This is a genomic window from Croceibacter atlanticus HTCC2559 (genome assembly GCF_000196315.1).
Taxonomy (GTDB): Bacteria; Bacteroidota; Bacteroidia; order Flavobacteriales; family Flavobacteriaceae; genus Croceibacter; species Croceibacter atlanticus.
Genome location: NC_014230.1, coordinates 2,269,766 through 2,284,679, shown reverse-complemented (window position 1 = coordinate 2,284,679; position 14,914 = coordinate 2,269,766). Strand labels below are relative to the sequence as shown.

The window sequence follows — 14,914 nt, the reverse complement described above, 5'->3', positions numbered from 1 at the left end:
TTATGAAATACCTATTATTTATATTTTTTTGTTCAATTTTACAATGGCCTTTATTAGCACAAACCCAAGATGTTAAGAGAATAGCAGCTGAAATTGAATTGCTGCCTGAATCAAAATCAATTAAATCTAAAGTTGAAGTTATAGTAGATATACTTCAACAAACCAATGAGTTATATTTAGATTCAAAAATTGAAACTATTGAAAGTGTTGTTTCTGGAAATGATACGCTTCAGTTTATAACAGATAACGGAAAGTTGATTATTAGAGGAGATTTCAAACCTTCAGAATATAGCTTCAATATTACTTACACAACCTCTCCAAAGCAAACCCTTTATTTTGTAAACGACCTAAATGAACATCAAGTTTTTACTCAAGGCCAAGGTAAATATACGTCGCACTGGTTACCGAGTATAGATGATATGACAGATAAAATAGAGTTTGACCTTACGATAACAGCTCCACAACATCTCAATGTAATGGCAAGTGGTGTTTTAGATTCTGTTAGTAGCACTAAAACTAAAAAGACGTGGTATTATGACATGAAGCAACCCATGTCTAGTTATTTGGTGGCATTAGCTGCTGGACATTATGATCACAAATCTCTTACAAGCGCCAGTGGTATTCCTATTCAGCTATATTTTGAGCCTAAAGATACTGAGGAGTTTGAGGCAACTTACCGTCATACTTCAACTATTTTTAATTTTTTAGAGTCTGAAATAGGTGTACCGTACCCTTGGCAAAATTATAAACAAGTGTATGTTAAAGACTTTCTCTATGCAGGAATGGAAAACACAAGCTTAACCATTTTTAGCGATGCTTTTGTAACCGACGATATCGGATTTATAGACCGCAATTATGTAAATGTAAATGCTCACGAGTTAGCGCACCAATGGTTTGGCGATTTAGTTACCGAGAAAAGTAGTGCACACCATTGGCTTCATGAAGGCTTTGCAACCTATTATGCATTGTTGGCTGAACGAGAGATTTTTGGAGAAGATTATTACTATTGGAAACTTTATGAGAGTGCAGAACGTCTTAAAGAACTAAGTGATAGTGGCAAAGGAGAAGCTTTAACAAACCCTAAGGCAAGCTCATTAACTTTTTATGAGAAAGGCGCTTGGGCATTACATATGTTGAGGGAAGACGTTGGAGATTTAGCATTTAAAATAGGAGTGAAGCACTATTTAAACACTTACGCGTACAAGAATGTTACAGTAGATGATTTCTTAGCTGCAATAGAAGAAGCTTCAGGAAAAGAGTTGAGCACTTTTAAAGCCAACTGGTTAGAACAATCTGCTTTTAAAGCAGAAGCTGCCTTGAACAGTTTAAAAGCATCTGAATTTATGCAGCACTATTTTAAAATTTCTGCATTAAGAGAAACTCCAATAGAAGACAAGGCAGATTTGTTTTTTAAAGAACTTTCTGCACCAAAAGTAAATACTTATATAGGGCAAGAAATAGTTTATCAGTTAGCAAACGAACCGCATAAAGAAGCTTTGTCTTTAATGCGTATGGCATTTAACACTAATAATCACCTTATAAGACAGGCTATTGTTGCTAATGTAAAGGAAATACCTAAGGCATTGCAGTCTGAATTTGAGTCACTTTTACAAGATAATTCTTACCAAACAAAAGAACTTGCTTTGTATGCCCTTTGGAGCCAATTTCCAAATAAACGTGTTACTTACCTTGAACAATTAAAAGGAATTAAAGGCTTTTCAGATCATAACGTGGAGTTACTTTGGCTTACCTTAAACTTGGCAACTCAAAACTATGAGCCTACAAATAAATCTGAAACATTTCAAAAATTAACAACGTATACCAATACTAAGTATAGTTACCAGATTAGAGAACTAGCATTTAATTACCTATACCAAATTGAAGCCTTTTCAGACGAAAGTTTAATGAACTTGGTTGATGCTACAACACATCACGTTTGGCGATTTAAAAAGTTTTCACGAGAACTTTTAAAAGAACTTATAAAAAAGCCAGATTACAAAAAACGTTTACTACAACTAAAAGCAACGTTCACAAAAGAAGAAAATGCATTTTTAGATACTATATTATAATGAGAGCATTAGTAATTTCTGGTGGTGGTAGTAAAGGAGCTTATGCTGGTGGCGTTGCGCATTACCTTATTAGGCATCAACATACAAAGTATGATTTGTTTCTAGGAAGTTCAACAGGAAGTTTACTGTTACCACACTTAGCATTGGGCAATCTAAATAAGTTGTATAATATATACACCAATGTTAATCAGAACTCTATTTTTAGTTTAAATCCGTTTCGTGTTAAACGCAAGGATAATAGAGAGTTTGTCTCTATAAACTATGTCAATTCTTTATTACAGTTTATAAAACGTAAACGCACGTTTGGAGAAAGTAAAAACCTAAGACAACTTATACGTAAGAATTTTTCTGAAGCCGAATTTCAAAAAGCCCGAACAAACGCTAAAGATATTGTAGTAACAGTATCTAACCTTACTAAAAACAAAGTAGAATATAAGAGTATTCAAGAATGTACCTATGATGATTTTTGTGAATGGATATGGATTTCCTGCAACTACGTACCATTTATGAGTCTGGTTGAAAAAGACGGATTTGAGTATGCAGATGGTGGTTTTGGTTGCTTAATCCCTATACGTGAAGCAATAAGAAGAGGCGCAACAGAAATTGATGCTATTATTTTAGAGAGTGAGAATATGGAACACAATAAAATATTAGGTAAAAATCCGTTTTCACTTATGGTTGGCCTTTTTAGCTTTATGATGGACCAAACCGAAAGACACAATATTGTAGAAGGAAAACTAGCAGCTATAAATAAGGAAGTAACACTAAACTTATATTACACACCATCTAAACTAACTGAAAACTCATTGATATTTAATAAGAAGCTCATGCGTAGTTGGTGGAAGCAAGGATATGCCTACGCAGAACGTAAAGCACAACAGGCAAAGGATAACGAATTAAAGTGAATTCTCTTAAATAAAAATGAATAGCTATTAACTAAAAACAGATTATGTACAATTACAATTTCATATGGGCTTTTGCATTACTATTAACTACTGCTTATAGCCAAGAAAAGGACTGTAATTGTATGACAGCACTAAATGAAGTGTCTGAGGTTATAAAATCCTCTAAAAGCTATAAAGATCAAGTAACTACAGCTAATTTAAGAATAGAGTTACAAGAATGGCGAGAACAAATAAAAGAAGAAATTAAAAATGATTCATTAAGCACGTTTTTTTGTGTAGGCTATATCCAGAAATACATATCATTTATTAAAGACCGACATAACGAAATTTATTGGATACCTGAAGATATACCAGTAAATATACCAAGCTATTCTAAAAATATAGATACTACTTTAACGGCTTCAGACAGTATTTCAGGAGTTTACTTTGCAGGAAGTGATAAGATTTTGGTTAAAAAAAGCGCAAAAGATGAATGGTTAGGTATTACGTTAAATTCAAATTCTGAAGCGTGGACCAAAGGAAAAATTAGGTTAAGAATAAAAAAGACTTCACCAAAAACTTTTGAAATCTTTGAATTTTATAAAAACGGTCTACTTTTTTATCAGAATACTATTTCTATAAGTGAAGGTCGTATTCACTCAACATTTTGGAATAAAGAGGATAATTACTTTTTTAATAAAAATCACGCCGAGAATTTCAACTATATATCTCTAAACCCTTCATTTGATTATGTTGGTATAAAGACGTTATCTAGAACAAAAGCTTTAATGAAAGAAGCTGATAAATTTTATGATGAAACTTTACAAAAATTAGAAAAAGAAAACCTGATTATAGATTTAAGGAATAATGGTGGAGGCTCATTAAAGCAAGCCAAACCTTTAATAAAATATGTAAAACGAAACTCTAGCTTAAAAACGATATATGTTGTTATAAATTTTAAAACTTCAAGCGCGGCAGAGCTTGCTGTATTAGAGTTATTAGAAGACAATCGCACTAAACTTGTTGGAGAAAACTCAAGAGGTATGTTAGCTTATGGATATGGAAACAAAGCTTATAAAACAACAACCTCTTGTATGGATTATAATATAACACTTTCTACAAAACACAATAATAAAGCATATGCGCAATATGAAACTAAAGGGCTAACACCAGATGTTAAACTTAGCAATACAACAAGTTGGATAGAGCAGATTATTAACATTGAAGAGAATTAACACTTAATAGACAGCACACAACTAATGGCTAAACGAAATGTTACTTTCTCTAACCCTATATTAAATGATGAAATTGAAATTCTTTCTGAATCTGAAGAATCCTTAGTATTTAAAACAACGTTATTGCCGCAAAGTGGGCAAACACAAAAGCATTACCACACCAAGATTACAGAAGTATTTAAGGTTATTTCTGGAGAGTTACAGGTATTTATAAATAATAAGCCCTTTCTTTTAAAGGAGAATGAGACCAGGCAAATTTCTCCATTTACAAAACATCAGTTTTATAATCCTACGAATAAGACAGTTGTGTTTAAAGTAACCGTAAATACACCTGGAAAATTAAGAGAAGGCTTACAAATTATGTATGGCCTAGCAGAAGATGGTAAGGTTTATAAAAATGGACTTCCTAAAAATATATTGTTAATGGCAATTGCATTACAAAAAATGGATACGTATGTACCTAATATACCAAGAGGTGTTCAAAATTTAGGAATAATAGTATTGGCATTTTTAGGAAAAACTTTAGGCTTAGAGCAAAAGCTTTTAAGAAAGTATTGTACTTAGTCTATTAATTACTCCTTAACTCTTGTAACAGTACCACGCTGCTTTTCTGGAGATCCTACTAATGAATATTCAAATGTATAGGAGTCTTTTTCTGTGGTGATAATTCTAATTTGTAATGGCTTTTCTTCAGCCATATTTTTGGGGTTAAGATTGGTGAGTATATATTCACAGTCGTTTACCCAACGTACAGAAGCAGTATCACTTTTACCTTGAAACATATCAATTTCAATAGAATCATTTCTAATAAAACGCGAGGTCACTAATTCGCCATTTAAAAAACTTTCAAATTCAAAAGTACCAGTTTTAAATGCTTTACAGTCACGTTCTGGAGCATAACAAGATGCAAGTATTAAACAGATTAAAAGAGCTGCAAAACGCTTCATAGGATCTTTTTTTTGCAAAAATAAGGCATTAATTTTCAAAAGCCTCAAAACTTCCATCAGTATATAAAACAATAATCTTAGCAATAGCATTACTCTTTACATTTCTAGGTTTTGGAGTAATGTGATTTTCAATTGCTTTTGAATGGTGTTCTGCATCAGAAAATAAATCCTGTGTAGGTGATGTATCAAAATCACTAAATGAAGATTGTGGTCTTGGTGGTGAAGAAGACTGAACTGTTGTATTTGATTTTGGGAATGTTCCTTTACCATTTAATAACCAATATAAATCTACTTCATCAAAAGTAGATACAACTTTCATTACAAAATCTAAACTCGGTTTGTTTCTTCCGGAGACAATATGAGAAATAGAAGAGCGCCCAACTTCAATTTTATCTGCAAAAGAAGAGGCACTCAGATCGTAATACTCAAAGATTTTTTCGAGTCGTTTCGTAAATTCAGTACTGTTTACCATTGTAAACTCAAGTTTTAAAATATATACATTACAAATGTAAACTAATTGACAGATATAACCAAAATCAAGCTATAATAACGTTAATTATATTGAATTAAAGGTTGATATAAGTATATGTAACTAATTGAAGTACAATATTTAAAATGTATTAAATACATATCATTATTAATTTCTCAATTATAGTAGAATCACGACCTTCTCTGTGTTTACATAATTAAACTAAATTAATATTTTGTCTGTATACAAATGTAAATTAGACATTGTTTACATTTGTAACGTGGAAAATAATACAATATATCAGCATCTATTTTGGAAGTCTTACAACGATCATTTTTATAAGCCTATAATTAGTCGTTATATACATCCTTATGAAATTAATTCAGCTTTAAAACGCTTTTCAACAATTGGAAAAGTGTCGTTAGAAGGTCACTCTGTTTTAGGAAAACCAATTCACTCTATAACATTAGGAACTGGTTCTTATAAAATATTAGGCTGGTCTCAAATGCATGGAAACGAAAGCACAACTACTAAAGCTGTATTAGATCTGTTATCAATTATAGACGCTCATAAAGACTCTGCAGAAACTGAGGAGATATTTAAAAGCATCACCTTAAAAATAATTTTACAGTTAAATCCAGATGGTTGTGAGGCTTATACGCGCTTTAATGCTAACGAAAAAGATTTAAATAGAGATGCTCAAGATTGCTCTCAGCCAGAAAGTATCGTTCTTAGAGCGGTTTATAAAGAATTTACGCCTCATTTGTGTTTAAACTTACACGACCAACGCACCATTTATAATGTAAATCTTACACCTAAAACTGCTGCAGTATCTTTCTTGTCGCCATCCCAAGATATAGAACGCTCTATTACAGCAAATAGAAAGGTGGCTATGCAGTATATCTCTGCTATGAATACAACATTGTCACATTTAATTAAAGGACATATAGGGCGTTATGATGATGGTTTTAATATTAATTGTGTTGGAGACACGTTTCAAAATCTAGGCACGCCTACTATTTTATTTGAAGCCGGACATTTGGAAGCTTATGATAGAAATGATACCAGGAAAGCTATTTATGCAGCCTTGCTACAGCTAATATATTGTGCAGTTACTAAAAGTTATGTGGCTGAAACTGTAGAGGATTATATTAGCATTCCGCAAAACGACAAGAAGTTTTACGATATCATACTTAGAAATACACCTATTAAAGAAGAAATAAAAGATATAGCTATTCAATATCGTGAAGAATTAGATGGTGGCTTAATTACGTTTAGACCTTACATCGCTAAAATTGATAACTTAAACGATTATTATGCTCATAAAGAGTTAGAATGCAGTGGTTTAGATATTCAAATAAATACTTCAGAAAAACTTGCAGAAGAAATAGATATTGTTAATGTGTTAATAAATGGTAAAAAATTGAGTTTTGTAAAAAATACTTAATGCTTTTATAAGTTCTATTGCGAATTATTCATTAAATTTGCCGGCTAATCACAATTAATCAGAAAATAAATAATTATGGCAAAGTTCAAATTAGATGATATTGATCGTCAGATACTTGATATGCTGATTGAAAACACAAGAACGCCGTTTACAGATATAGCAAAGAAACTTTTAATATCTGCTGGAACGGTACACGTGCGTGTAAAGAAAATGGAAGAAGCTGGTATCATTATTGGTTCATCTTTAACATTGGACTATGAGAAGTTAGGCTATGCTTTTATTGCTTATGTTGGTGTCTTTTTACAGAACACATCTCAAACTAAGTTTGTTATGGAGCGCATAAACCAAATTCCATTTGTTACAGTTGCTCACGTAACTACAGGAAAGTTTAATATCTTCTGTAAGATACGTGCTAAGAATACAAATCACGCAAAAGATGTTATTTATCAATTAGACGATATCGAAGGTGTTTACAGAACAGAGACTATGATTTCTCTAGAGGAAAGCTTAAACGACAAAAAACGTTTAATGCATAGCATTTTTCAACATCAAGAATAATGAATTGGTAGTAATTACTAATTATAAAAACCCCTAACAGTAATGTTGGGGGTTTTTTAGTTAATTTAGTAGCTAAAAAGTTAGAAAATGACAGTTCAAGACATACAGCCAGATGAGTATAACCCATATTATAAAACATATATAGATAAAGTTGGAGATGGAGATTTATTAGAGCTATTATATAAAAGACAAGAGATTACAACTAAATTCTTCAAATCACTTGACGAGTCTAAATACCTATACCGTTATGCTGATGGCAAATGGACTCCTCTCGAAATTCTGCAACATATTATAGATACAGAACGTATATTTTATTACCGAGCATTACGTTTTGCCCGTATGGATGCGACGCCTTTAATTGGCTTTGAACATAATGATTATATAAATCCATCAAGAGCTAATAATAAATCTATGCCACAAATTATTAAGGAGTATGATGTTGAGCGGCAACATTCTTTAGTTTTGTTTCAGAGTTTAGAAGAAGATGTTTTTTCTTTTAAAGGTACGGCAAACGGTAGTGCTATGACAGCTAGAGCCATTGCTGCTATTATGATAGGACATGAAAAGCATCATATTGAAGTTATAAAAGAACGATACTTGTAATGACAGTAAATTTTAAAACATTTTTAAGTCTTATAAAGTCTACTTACAAGCGTTGGGATAATATAGACCCTTTTGCTAAAAGTGCAATTATTGCTTACTACACCTTATTCTCATTGCCTTCTTTATTAATGATTGTGGTAACCATTGCCGGAAAGTTTTTCGGCAGAGATGCTGTTCAAGGTAGGATTACTTCAGAAATAGGAAGCCTTATTGGAGATGGCGCCGCAGAAGCTATAGAAGGTATGATTGCTAATGCCGCGCTTAATGACAGTTCTGCATTTACAGTCGTATTTGGTGTTGGTGCGCTACTCTTTGGAGCAACAGGTGCGTTTTTTCAATTAAAACGTACTATGAATTTTATATGGAATGTAAAGGAGAAAGATCAAACCATTTTAAGAATGGTTATAGATCGTGTAATCTCATTTGGGATGATCCTCGTTGTGGGTCTTATGCTACTTGTTTCCTTAGTAATTTCTGCAACCATAGGTGCTATAAGTGAATATGTAGAGCAAATTGCACCAAACATTACAGCAATTGCCTTAGATATTGGTAATTTCCTGTTCTCTTATATATTTATAACGGCATTATTTGCAAGTATCTTTAAAATCTTACCAGACGTAAAACTTAAATGGAGAGTTACCTTATTAGGTGCATCTGTTACAACACTTTTGTTTTTAATAGGTGAATATTTATTAGGATTTTATTTTGGGCATAGTGAGCCTGCATCTGTTTATGGTGGCGCCTCTTCTGTGGTGCTTATACTGCTTTGGGTTTACTACACGTGTCTCATAGTATTTTTTGGAGCGTGTTTTACTGTAGAGTATGCACTCTATAAAAATGAAAAAGTAGAGCCAAATGAACAAGGAGAATCTGCTTTAGAGCAAGAACTACAAGAGTTAGAGCTTAAAAAAAAACAAGCAGAAGAAGATCATGAGGATTTTAAAAAGCTGGAAAACGGTGTAGACTCATAACATTGTTTAACAAACTTAAACATAAGCTTCACAAAACATTAACCCACTTAGCCTTAACATCTGCTTATATTTGAGATGAATTTAATTACTAATCAAAATAATAAGAAGATGAATAAGAGAGTCGCAATATTAGCAACAAATGGATTTGAAGAAAGTGAGTTAAAGTCACCTTTAGAAGCTATGAAGAATGAAGGATTTACAGTAGATATTGTAAGTCAAGAGTCTGGAAAGATAAAAGCTTGGGATAATGGAAATTGGTCTAACGAATATACAGTAGACAAAACATTGGATAATGTTTCAGCTAGTGATTATAATGCTTTAATGTTACCTGGTGGTGTAATTAACCCAGATATTTTACGAAGAGATGATAAGGCTATTAGCTTTATTAAAGATTTCTTTAAACAAAGTAAACCAGTAGCAGCCATTTGTCACGCACCTCAATTATTAATTGAAGCAGATGTGGTTAAAGGCCGTAAGTTAACATCATTCAACTCTATTAAAACAGACCTAGTAAATGCAGGAGCAAACTGGGTAGATGAAGAGGTTGTAGTAGATGAAGGCTTTGTAACTAGTAGAAATCCTGATGATTTACCAGCATTTAATGCAAAATTAATTGAAGAGGTAAAAGAAGGTAAGCACGAGTTACAACACGCTTAATTATCAAATAATTTTTGAAAAAGGGAACAGAAATGTTCCCTTTTTTTATAGAATAAATAGAAATGCACATTTGTATAAAATTCTAATATAGATTAATTTGAAATTACATCTATAATTCCGAAATTTATACTTTAAAATAAAAACTTATGATGACTATAGACAGCGTTTTAGAACGCTTAAAAGAAGGGAATAAAAGATACACAGAAGATAAGCTTGATAGAAAGCTGCAAGATAAAAGTCGCCGTGGCGATTTAACTGGAGGACAAGAGCCTTACGCAATTGTATTAAGTTGCGCAGATAGTAGAGTAGTGCCAGAATTAGCTTTTGATGCTGGTCTAGGAGAGCTATTTGTTGTGCGTGTTGCTGGTAATGTAGCAAACACATCTTCTATTGCTAGTATAGAATATGCTGTAGCTAATATTGGAACACCTGTAATTGTTGTGTTAGGACACGAGAGTTGTGGTGCTGTAACTGCTGCTGTAAATGGTGGAGATAACGGTTATAACTTAAATCATTTATTATCACACATTTCTCCAGCGTTAGCAAAGTCTGATGATAATGCAGAAGTTAATGAGGTAGTGAAAACAAATGCAAAGCTTACTGTAGATGAATTAGCTAGCCGTAGCTCAATCATTAAAGATGCAATTGATAGCGGAAAATTAAAAGTAGTTCCTGCATATTATAATTTAGGATCTGGAGAAGTAGAGTTTTTATAAGCCCTACATTTTATAAAACTAAAACGAGAGCTAAAATGGCTCTCGTTTTTTTTGTTCTAATTTATAGATAGAAGCATTATTGACTTAGCATTATCTGTATTCTGGGTTTTCAAAACTCCACCTAGAGCCATTATCCCAATCTTCTCTTGAATTACCATATTTTGGATAACCGTTATTTTCTTTCATTACTTTGGCTAGATGTAAGAGGTTGTACGTCAAAAATGTAGTATTTCTATTAGTAAATTCATTGTTTTTAGCGTCTGCTTCCTCATCTAAATAACTTGGTCCAGGACCAACTTCACCAATCCATCCTGCGTCTGCTTGCGGTGGTATGCTGTAACCTATATGTTGCATTGCATATAATAATCCCATAGCACAGTGTTTTACGCCATCTTCATTACCTGTTATTATACAACCGCCAACCTTGCCGTAAAACACGTATTGTCCTTTATTATTAGTTTTGCCACTCATACCGTATAAACGTTCAATAAGTTTAGTGGCAACAGAAGACTTTTCTCCTAACCAGATAGGTGTACCAATAATTAAGATATCAGCATCCATAATATCTTTATATAATTTTGGCCAATCATCTGTATCATAACCATGTTCTGTCATGTCTGGATAAACACCATATGCAATATCATAATCTACTACACGATGATAGTTTACTGTAACACCTTCAGATTTCATGATATTCATAGAAACATCTATTAAGCCCTTTGTATGACTTTTTCTTGGAGATATTTTTAATGTACAGTTTAAATAAAGTGCTTTAAGAGAAGAAAAATCTGGCTTAGACATAGTGTTATTTTAGGTTTATCCTAAAGATACTGGTTTTATATCTATTGTGAAATGTTAATAGGAGCAACCTGTCCTGGTTGCATGTCTTCTAAATGGTAGTTGCCAATACGTATACGTACTAATCGTAATGTAGGAAAGCCAACTTTTGCAGTCATTTTTCGAACCTGTCTAAATTTTCCTTCGCGAATTGAAATAGATAACCAGCTAGTTTCGCCGTGTCTAGAGCTTCGTATTGCTTTTTGGCGTTCAGGAAATTGAGGTGTTTTATTTAGTTTAAATGCGGTACACGGCTTTGTATCATATTGCTTACCATTAATAGGAATAGTAAGTCCGTTACGCATTTCATTTATAGCACCTTCTGTAATGTCACCACTAACTTGTACAATGTATTCTTTTTCGTACTTAGAGCTTGTAACAGCGGCACTCACTTTACCGTCTGTAGTTAATAGGAGTAAACCTTCAGACATTTCGTCTAACCTACCAATACTCATAGTGCCTTCAGGAAAATTATATAATTCGCCTAATAGTTTTTTATTTCGGCGTTTCTTGCTGTTATTTATAAACTGACTAAGATAACCGTCTGGTTTATAAAGTTTAAAATGTTTGTGTGTAGAGTTTTCAGCATTCATAACTAAGAAAATTGCCAAGCTAAGATTCTACTTTTTTTGTGACCTTGACTCATTTCTATAACTTTTACAGAAGCTTTTAGTTTCTTAAGCTGCTTTTCAAGTTTAGGTAAGTTTTCTTTTCTGGAGACTAATGTTGTAAACCAAGTGACATTTGCTTTAAAAGCTGCACTTTGTTTAATCATACGTTTAATGAATAGAGCTTCGCCACCATTACACCAAAGCTCGTGAGATTGTCCACCAAAATTTAGCTTTAACTCTGTTGTGTCGTTTAAGTTTTTAAGCTTTTTTAAAGCCTCACGTTCTGCATCTTTTTCTGAGGTATAAAATGGTGGATTGCACATAGTAAAAGTAAATTGATCATTTTCATTTATAATGCCTTCAAAAATATTAGCATTGTTTTCTTGATGCTTTATTGAAATTTTTTCACTTAAACCTTTGGTGTAATTAACATTTTTAATTGCTTGTATTACAGAAGTTTTGTTAATATCAGAACCTACCATATCCCAATTGTATATTTGAGTTCCTAAAATTGGATAAATGCAATTTGCACCAACGCCAATGTCTAATCCCTTAACTTGTTGTTTTTGATCTATAAGGTCTGAAATGTGGTGAATATAATCTGCGCGACCAGGAATTGGAGGACATAAAAAATGTTTAGGAATATCCCAATCTGTAAGATTATAATGGTGTTTTAATAACGCTTTATTTAGATGATATACAGCGTCGGGATTAGAAAAATCTATACTAAGATTTCCATACGAGTTTTTAAAAACAAAGTCTTGTAGCGGTTTATGTGTGCTAATTAAAGCAGTAAAATTATAGTCGCCGTTATGTATATTATTAGGATGCAGAGAAAAGAATGGTTTAAAATGCTTCGAAAACGTAACCTAGCAGCCAATATAAGATTAGAAAAACTACAATAGTACCAATACAACCACAACGGCCACCACCAATTTTCTTAGCACCCCAAAATGCAACAAGTGCTCTTAGTAATTTTTTCATAGTAATTTATTTTAAACGTTTACCAACAGTAGTAAATGAAAGTCCTTGTTGTCCTGAAGTAGAAATCATAACAGCTTCAAACAATGGTTCGGAAGAGTTAGGTTGTACAACCCAATCAAAAATGAAATTACCTCCAGTGCCGCCTTCTTTATCTATTTCATCTATAACAATTTCTACAGTTTCCATTGGTTTCAAATAAATAGGATCTGTAAAATAGGTACGTATTAAATCGCCTTCTGTATTAAAATATTCTGCCTTAGTAAGAAATACAGAGTCACTCCTATGTGTATTTCTTAAACTTATTGTAGCAGTTAAATCATGTGTTCTATGTTCAGACAAACTATAAATTTCAGAATACACAGAAAGGTAGGTTGAGCCTTGCTCTAAACTGTCTAGTACAGAAATATCTTTTATAGCTCTCTTTTTCCAGTTTACAGGATCTACAGTGCTAAAATCCTTTTGCTCCTGGCAAGACCAAAATAGTAATGATATTACAGTAAGTAAAAGGAAGTGTTTCATATTAACTCATTTTAGTAATCAATGTTTGTAAAGAGACATCTTCTTGCTCACCAGTTTTCATAGATTTTAAGGCTAACAAATCATTTGCTATTTCGGTTTCTCCAGCAACTACAACAAATGGTATATTTCTTTTGTTAGCATAATCAAACTGTTTACCCATTTTTTTCTTGTCTGGATATAATTCTGCAGATACACCGTTAGCTCTTAATTTCTTAATAGCTTGCATAGCATATAATGCCTCTGTTTCTCCAAAGTTAACAAAAAGGACCTTTGTATTTTCAGAAACCGTATCAGGAAATTTATTAAGTTCTTCTAAAACAAGGTAAATTCTATCTAAACCAAAGGAGATACCAACACCACTCATATCTTTAAGGCCAAAAATACCTGTAAGATCATCGTAACGGCCACCACCGCCAATACTTCCCATACTTACACCTTCTGGAGCACTAACCTCAAAAATAGCACCTGTATAGTAGTTTAGGCCACGCGCTAAAGTTATATCTAAATCTAAAGTTGCAGTTTGTAATGGTAGTTGTGATATGGCTTCTTGTATAAACTCTAATTCCTTAATACCTTCCATTCCTATTTCTGAAGATTCAAGGATACTTTTTACCGTTTCAATTTTATCTGAAAAACTTCCAGAAACATTAAATATGGGTTGAATTTTAGAAATAGCTTCTTCAGAAATACCTTTAGTAAGCATTTCTTCTTTTACATTTTCCTCGCCAATCTTATCTAATTTATCTAACGCTACAGTAAAGTCTATAAGTTTATCGCTAGCTCCAATAACTTCAGCAAAACCGCTTAACACCTTCCTGTTGTTCATCTTTATCGTTGTGCCATCAAGATTTAACGCAGTAAAAACACTGTCATAAAGTTGAATAAAATCTACTTCTTGAAACAAACTTTTACTACCAACAACATCTGCATCACATTGGTAAAACTCTCTAAATCGTCCTTTTTGAGGTCTGTCTGCTCGCCACACTGGTTGTATCTGGTAGCGTTTAAACGGAAAGTCTATTTCATTTTGATGTTGTACAACATACCTAGCAAAGGGTACAGTTAAATCATAGCGAAGTGCTTTTTCTGAAATTTTAGGAGTCATTACAAGACTGTCTTTTTCAGCATATGTAGTATCATCTACTTTTTTAAGAAAATCTCCGCTGTTTAATATTTTGAAAATAAGACGATCGCCTTCATCTCCATATTTTCCCATAAGGGTTGCGCTATTTTCAAAACTTGGAGTTTCAATAGGTTGAAAACCGAAATTTTGAAACTTAGATTTTATAGTATCTACAATGTAATTTCTCTTTGAAACTTCAATAGGAGAGAAGTCTCTTGTGCCTTTTGGTATGCTTGGTTTCTGTGCCATAATTATTTGAAAGCGCAAAGATACTTAAAGAAACT

The 14,914-nt window shown here is 32.7% G+C and carries 18 protein-coding genes; 10 read left to right on the top strand and 8 right to left on the bottom strand.

From position 1 onward, the window contains the following. Positions 1 to 2 precede the first annotated feature (2 nt). From CA2559_RS10355 to CA2559_RS10340, 4 genes are read left to right on the top strand one after another with little or no spacing between them, the layout of a single operon-like run. On the top strand, positions 3 to 2,069 hold the full coding sequence (locus CA2559_RS10355) for a M1 family metallopeptidase (protein ID WP_013187836.1): 2,067 nt from the start codon (positions 3 to 5) through the stop codon (positions 2,067 to 2,069). Beyond that, positions 2,069 to 2,974, top strand: a complete 906-nt coding sequence (locus tag CA2559_RS10350; RefSeq protein WP_013187835.1) for a patatin-like phospholipase family protein — start codon at positions 2,069 to 2,071, stop codon at positions 2,972 to 2,974. The genes CA2559_RS10355 and CA2559_RS10350 overlap by 1 nt, the downstream gene beginning before the upstream one ends. A 44-nt stretch (positions 2,975 to 3,018) precedes the next feature. Continuing rightward, positions 3,019 to 4,188 (top strand): S41 family peptidase, encoded by a 1,170-nt coding sequence (locus CA2559_RS10345; protein ID WP_013187834.1) that lies wholly within the window; start codon positions 3,019 to 3,021, stop codon positions 4,186 to 4,188. A 24-nt stretch (positions 4,189 to 4,212) separates the two neighbouring features. Next, a complete protein-coding gene (locus CA2559_RS10340) occupies positions 4,213 to 4,752 on the top strand; it encodes a cupin domain-containing protein (protein WP_013187833.1) in 540 nt (179 codons plus the stop codon). Positions 4,753 to 4,760: 8 nt separating this feature from the next. On the opposite strand, the gene CA2559_RS10335 is transcribed toward CA2559_RS10340, so the two are convergent. Together CA2559_RS10335 and CA2559_RS10330 are read right to left on the bottom strand one after the other, a co-directional pair. After that, complete coding sequence (locus CA2559_RS10335) at positions 4,761 to 5,135, bottom strand: hypothetical protein (RefSeq protein ID WP_041241192.1); 375 nt, start codon at positions 5,133 to 5,135, stop codon at positions 4,761 to 4,763. Positions 5,136 to 5,163: 28 nt separating this feature from the next. Further along, positions 5,164 to 5,607, bottom strand: coding sequence for a helix-turn-helix domain-containing protein (locus tag CA2559_RS10330; protein ID WP_013187831.1), 444 nt, complete (start codon positions 5,605 to 5,607; stop codon positions 5,164 to 5,166). Positions 5,608 to 5,884: 277 nt separating this feature from the next. Between CA2559_RS10330 and CA2559_RS10325 the strand changes: the two genes are divergently transcribed. The 6 genes from CA2559_RS10325 (at position 5,885) to CA2559_RS10300 (ending at position 10,556) form a co-directional block, all read left to right on the top strand. After that, complete coding sequence (locus tag CA2559_RS10325) at positions 5,885 to 7,051, top strand: M14 family zinc carboxypeptidase (RefSeq protein WP_013187830.1); 1,167 nt, start codon at positions 5,885 to 5,887, stop codon at positions 7,049 to 7,051. A 75-nt stretch (positions 7,052 to 7,126) separates the two neighbouring features. Continuing rightward, entirely contained in the window at positions 7,127 to 7,609 is a 483-nt protein-coding gene (locus tag CA2559_RS10320) for an Lrp/AsnC family transcriptional regulator (RefSeq protein ID WP_013187829.1), read from the top strand. Between the two features lie 87 nt (positions 7,610 to 7,696). Further along, positions 7,697 to 8,212 carry a DinB family protein gene (locus CA2559_RS10315; protein ID WP_013187828.1) on the top strand — a complete coding sequence of 172 codons (516 nt, stop codon included), beginning with the start codon at positions 7,697 to 7,699 and terminating at the stop codon, positions 8,210 to 8,212. Then, positions 8,212 to 9,183, top strand: a complete 972-nt coding sequence (locus CA2559_RS10310) for a YihY/virulence factor BrkB family protein (protein ID WP_013187827.1) — start codon at positions 8,212 to 8,214, stop codon at positions 9,181 to 9,183. Before CA2559_RS10315 ends, CA2559_RS10310 begins: the two co-directional genes overlap by 1 nt. Before the next feature lie 108 nt (positions 9,184 to 9,291). Next, a complete protein-coding gene (locus CA2559_RS10305) occupies positions 9,292 to 9,840 on the top strand; it encodes a type 1 glutamine amidotransferase domain-containing protein (protein ID WP_041240991.1) in 549 nt (182 codons plus the stop codon). Positions 9,841 to 9,986: 146 nt separating this feature from the next. Beyond that, positions 9,987 to 10,556 carry a carbonic anhydrase gene (locus CA2559_RS10300; protein ID WP_202944741.1) on the top strand — a complete coding sequence of 190 codons (570 nt, stop codon included), beginning with the start codon at positions 9,987 to 9,989 and terminating at the stop codon, positions 10,554 to 10,556. A gap of 90 nt (positions 10,557 to 10,646) precedes the next feature. Here the strand turns inward: CA2559_RS10300 and CA2559_RS10295 are convergent, their stop codons facing one another. The 6 genes from CA2559_RS10295 to hisS form a co-directional block, all read right to left on the bottom strand. Then, positions 10,647 to 11,357 carry a flavodoxin family protein gene (locus CA2559_RS10295; RefSeq protein WP_013187824.1) on the bottom strand — a complete coding sequence of 237 codons (711 nt, stop codon included), beginning with the start codon at positions 11,355 to 11,357 and terminating at the stop codon, positions 10,647 to 10,649. 41 nt (positions 11,358 to 11,398) lie between these two features. Continuing rightward, entirely contained in the window at positions 11,399 to 11,986 is a 588-nt protein-coding gene (locus CA2559_RS10290; RefSeq protein ID WP_013187823.1) for a pseudouridine synthase, read from the bottom strand. A 2-nt stretch (positions 11,987 to 11,988) separates the two neighbouring features. Continuing rightward, a complete protein-coding gene (gene rlmF, locus CA2559_RS10285) occupies positions 11,989 to 12,789 on the bottom strand; it encodes a 23S rRNA (adenine(1618)-N(6))-methyltransferase RlmF (RefSeq protein WP_316927763.1) in 801 nt (266 codons plus the stop codon). Between the two features lie 61 nt (positions 12,790 to 12,850). Beyond that, on the bottom strand, positions 12,851 to 12,988 hold the full coding sequence (locus tag CA2559_RS13880; RefSeq protein ID WP_013187821.1) for a hypothetical protein: 138 nt from the start codon (positions 12,986 to 12,988) through the stop codon (positions 12,851 to 12,853). Positions 12,989 to 12,994: 6 nt separating this feature from the next. Next, positions 12,995 to 13,507 (bottom strand): DUF3124 domain-containing protein, encoded by a 513-nt coding sequence (locus CA2559_RS10275; RefSeq protein ID WP_013187820.1) that lies wholly within the window; start codon positions 13,505 to 13,507, stop codon positions 12,995 to 12,997. 1 nt (position 13,508) lies between these two features. Next, complete coding sequence (gene hisS, locus CA2559_RS10270) at positions 13,509 to 14,879, bottom strand: histidine--tRNA ligase (protein ID WP_013187819.1); 1,371 nt, start codon at positions 14,877 to 14,879, stop codon at positions 13,509 to 13,511. Positions 14,880 to 14,914: the final 35 nt, after the last annotated feature.

What these genes read in the sequence shown, in the direction of transcription:
- CA2559_RS10355 (WP_013187836.1), top strand. Translation starts at nt 3, where the DNA reads ATGAAATACCTATTATTTATATTTTTTTGTTCAATTTTACAATGGCCT.
- CA2559_RS10350 (WP_013187835.1), top strand. Translation starts at nt 2,069, where the DNA reads ATGAGAGCATTAGTAATTTCTGGTGGTGGTAGTAAAGGAGCTTATGCT.
- CA2559_RS10345 (WP_013187834.1), top strand. Translation starts at nt 3,019, where the DNA reads ATGTACAATTACAATTTCATATGGGCTTTTGCATTACTATTAACTACT.
- CA2559_RS10340 (WP_013187833.1), top strand. Translation starts at nt 4,213, where the DNA reads ATGGCTAAACGAAATGTTACTTTCTCTAACCCTATATTAAATGATGAA.
- CA2559_RS10335 (WP_041241192.1), bottom strand. Translation starts at nt 5,135, where the DNA reads ATGAAGCGTTTTGCAGCTCTTTTAATCTGTTTAATACTTGCATCTTGT.
- CA2559_RS10330 (WP_013187831.1), bottom strand. Translation starts at nt 5,607, where the DNA reads ATGGTAAACAGTACTGAATTTACGAAACGACTCGAAAAAATCTTTGAG.
- CA2559_RS10320 (WP_013187829.1), top strand. Translation starts at nt 7,127, where the DNA reads ATGGCAAAGTTCAAATTAGATGATATTGATCGTCAGATACTTGATATG.
- CA2559_RS10315 (WP_013187828.1), top strand. Translation starts at nt 7,697, where the DNA reads ATGACAGTTCAAGACATACAGCCAGATGAGTATAACCCATATTATAAA.
- CA2559_RS10310 (WP_013187827.1), top strand. Translation starts at nt 8,212, where the DNA reads ATGACAGTAAATTTTAAAACATTTTTAAGTCTTATAAAGTCTACTTAC.
- CA2559_RS10305 (WP_041240991.1), top strand. Translation starts at nt 9,292, where the DNA reads ATGAATAAGAGAGTCGCAATATTAGCAACAAATGGATTTGAAGAAAGT.
- CA2559_RS10300 (WP_202944741.1), top strand. Translation starts at nt 9,987, where the DNA reads ATGATGACTATAGACAGCGTTTTAGAACGCTTAAAAGAAGGGAATAAA.
- CA2559_RS10295 (WP_013187824.1), bottom strand. Translation starts at nt 11,357, where the DNA reads ATGTCTAAGCCAGATTTTTCTTCTCTTAAAGCACTTTATTTAAACTGT.
- CA2559_RS10290 (WP_013187823.1), bottom strand. Translation starts at nt 11,986, where the DNA reads ATGAATGCTGAAAACTCTACACACAAACATTTTAAACTTTATAAACCA.
- CA2559_RS13880 (WP_013187821.1), bottom strand. Translation starts at nt 12,988, where the DNA reads ATGAAAAAATTACTAAGAGCACTTGTTGCATTTTGGGGTGCTAAGAAA.
- CA2559_RS10275 (WP_013187820.1), bottom strand. Translation starts at nt 13,507, where the DNA reads ATGAAACACTTCCTTTTACTTACTGTAATATCATTACTATTTTGGTCT.
- hisS (WP_013187819.1), bottom strand. Translation starts at nt 14,879, where the DNA reads ATGGCACAGAAACCAAGCATACCAAAAGGCACAAGAGACTTCTCTCCT.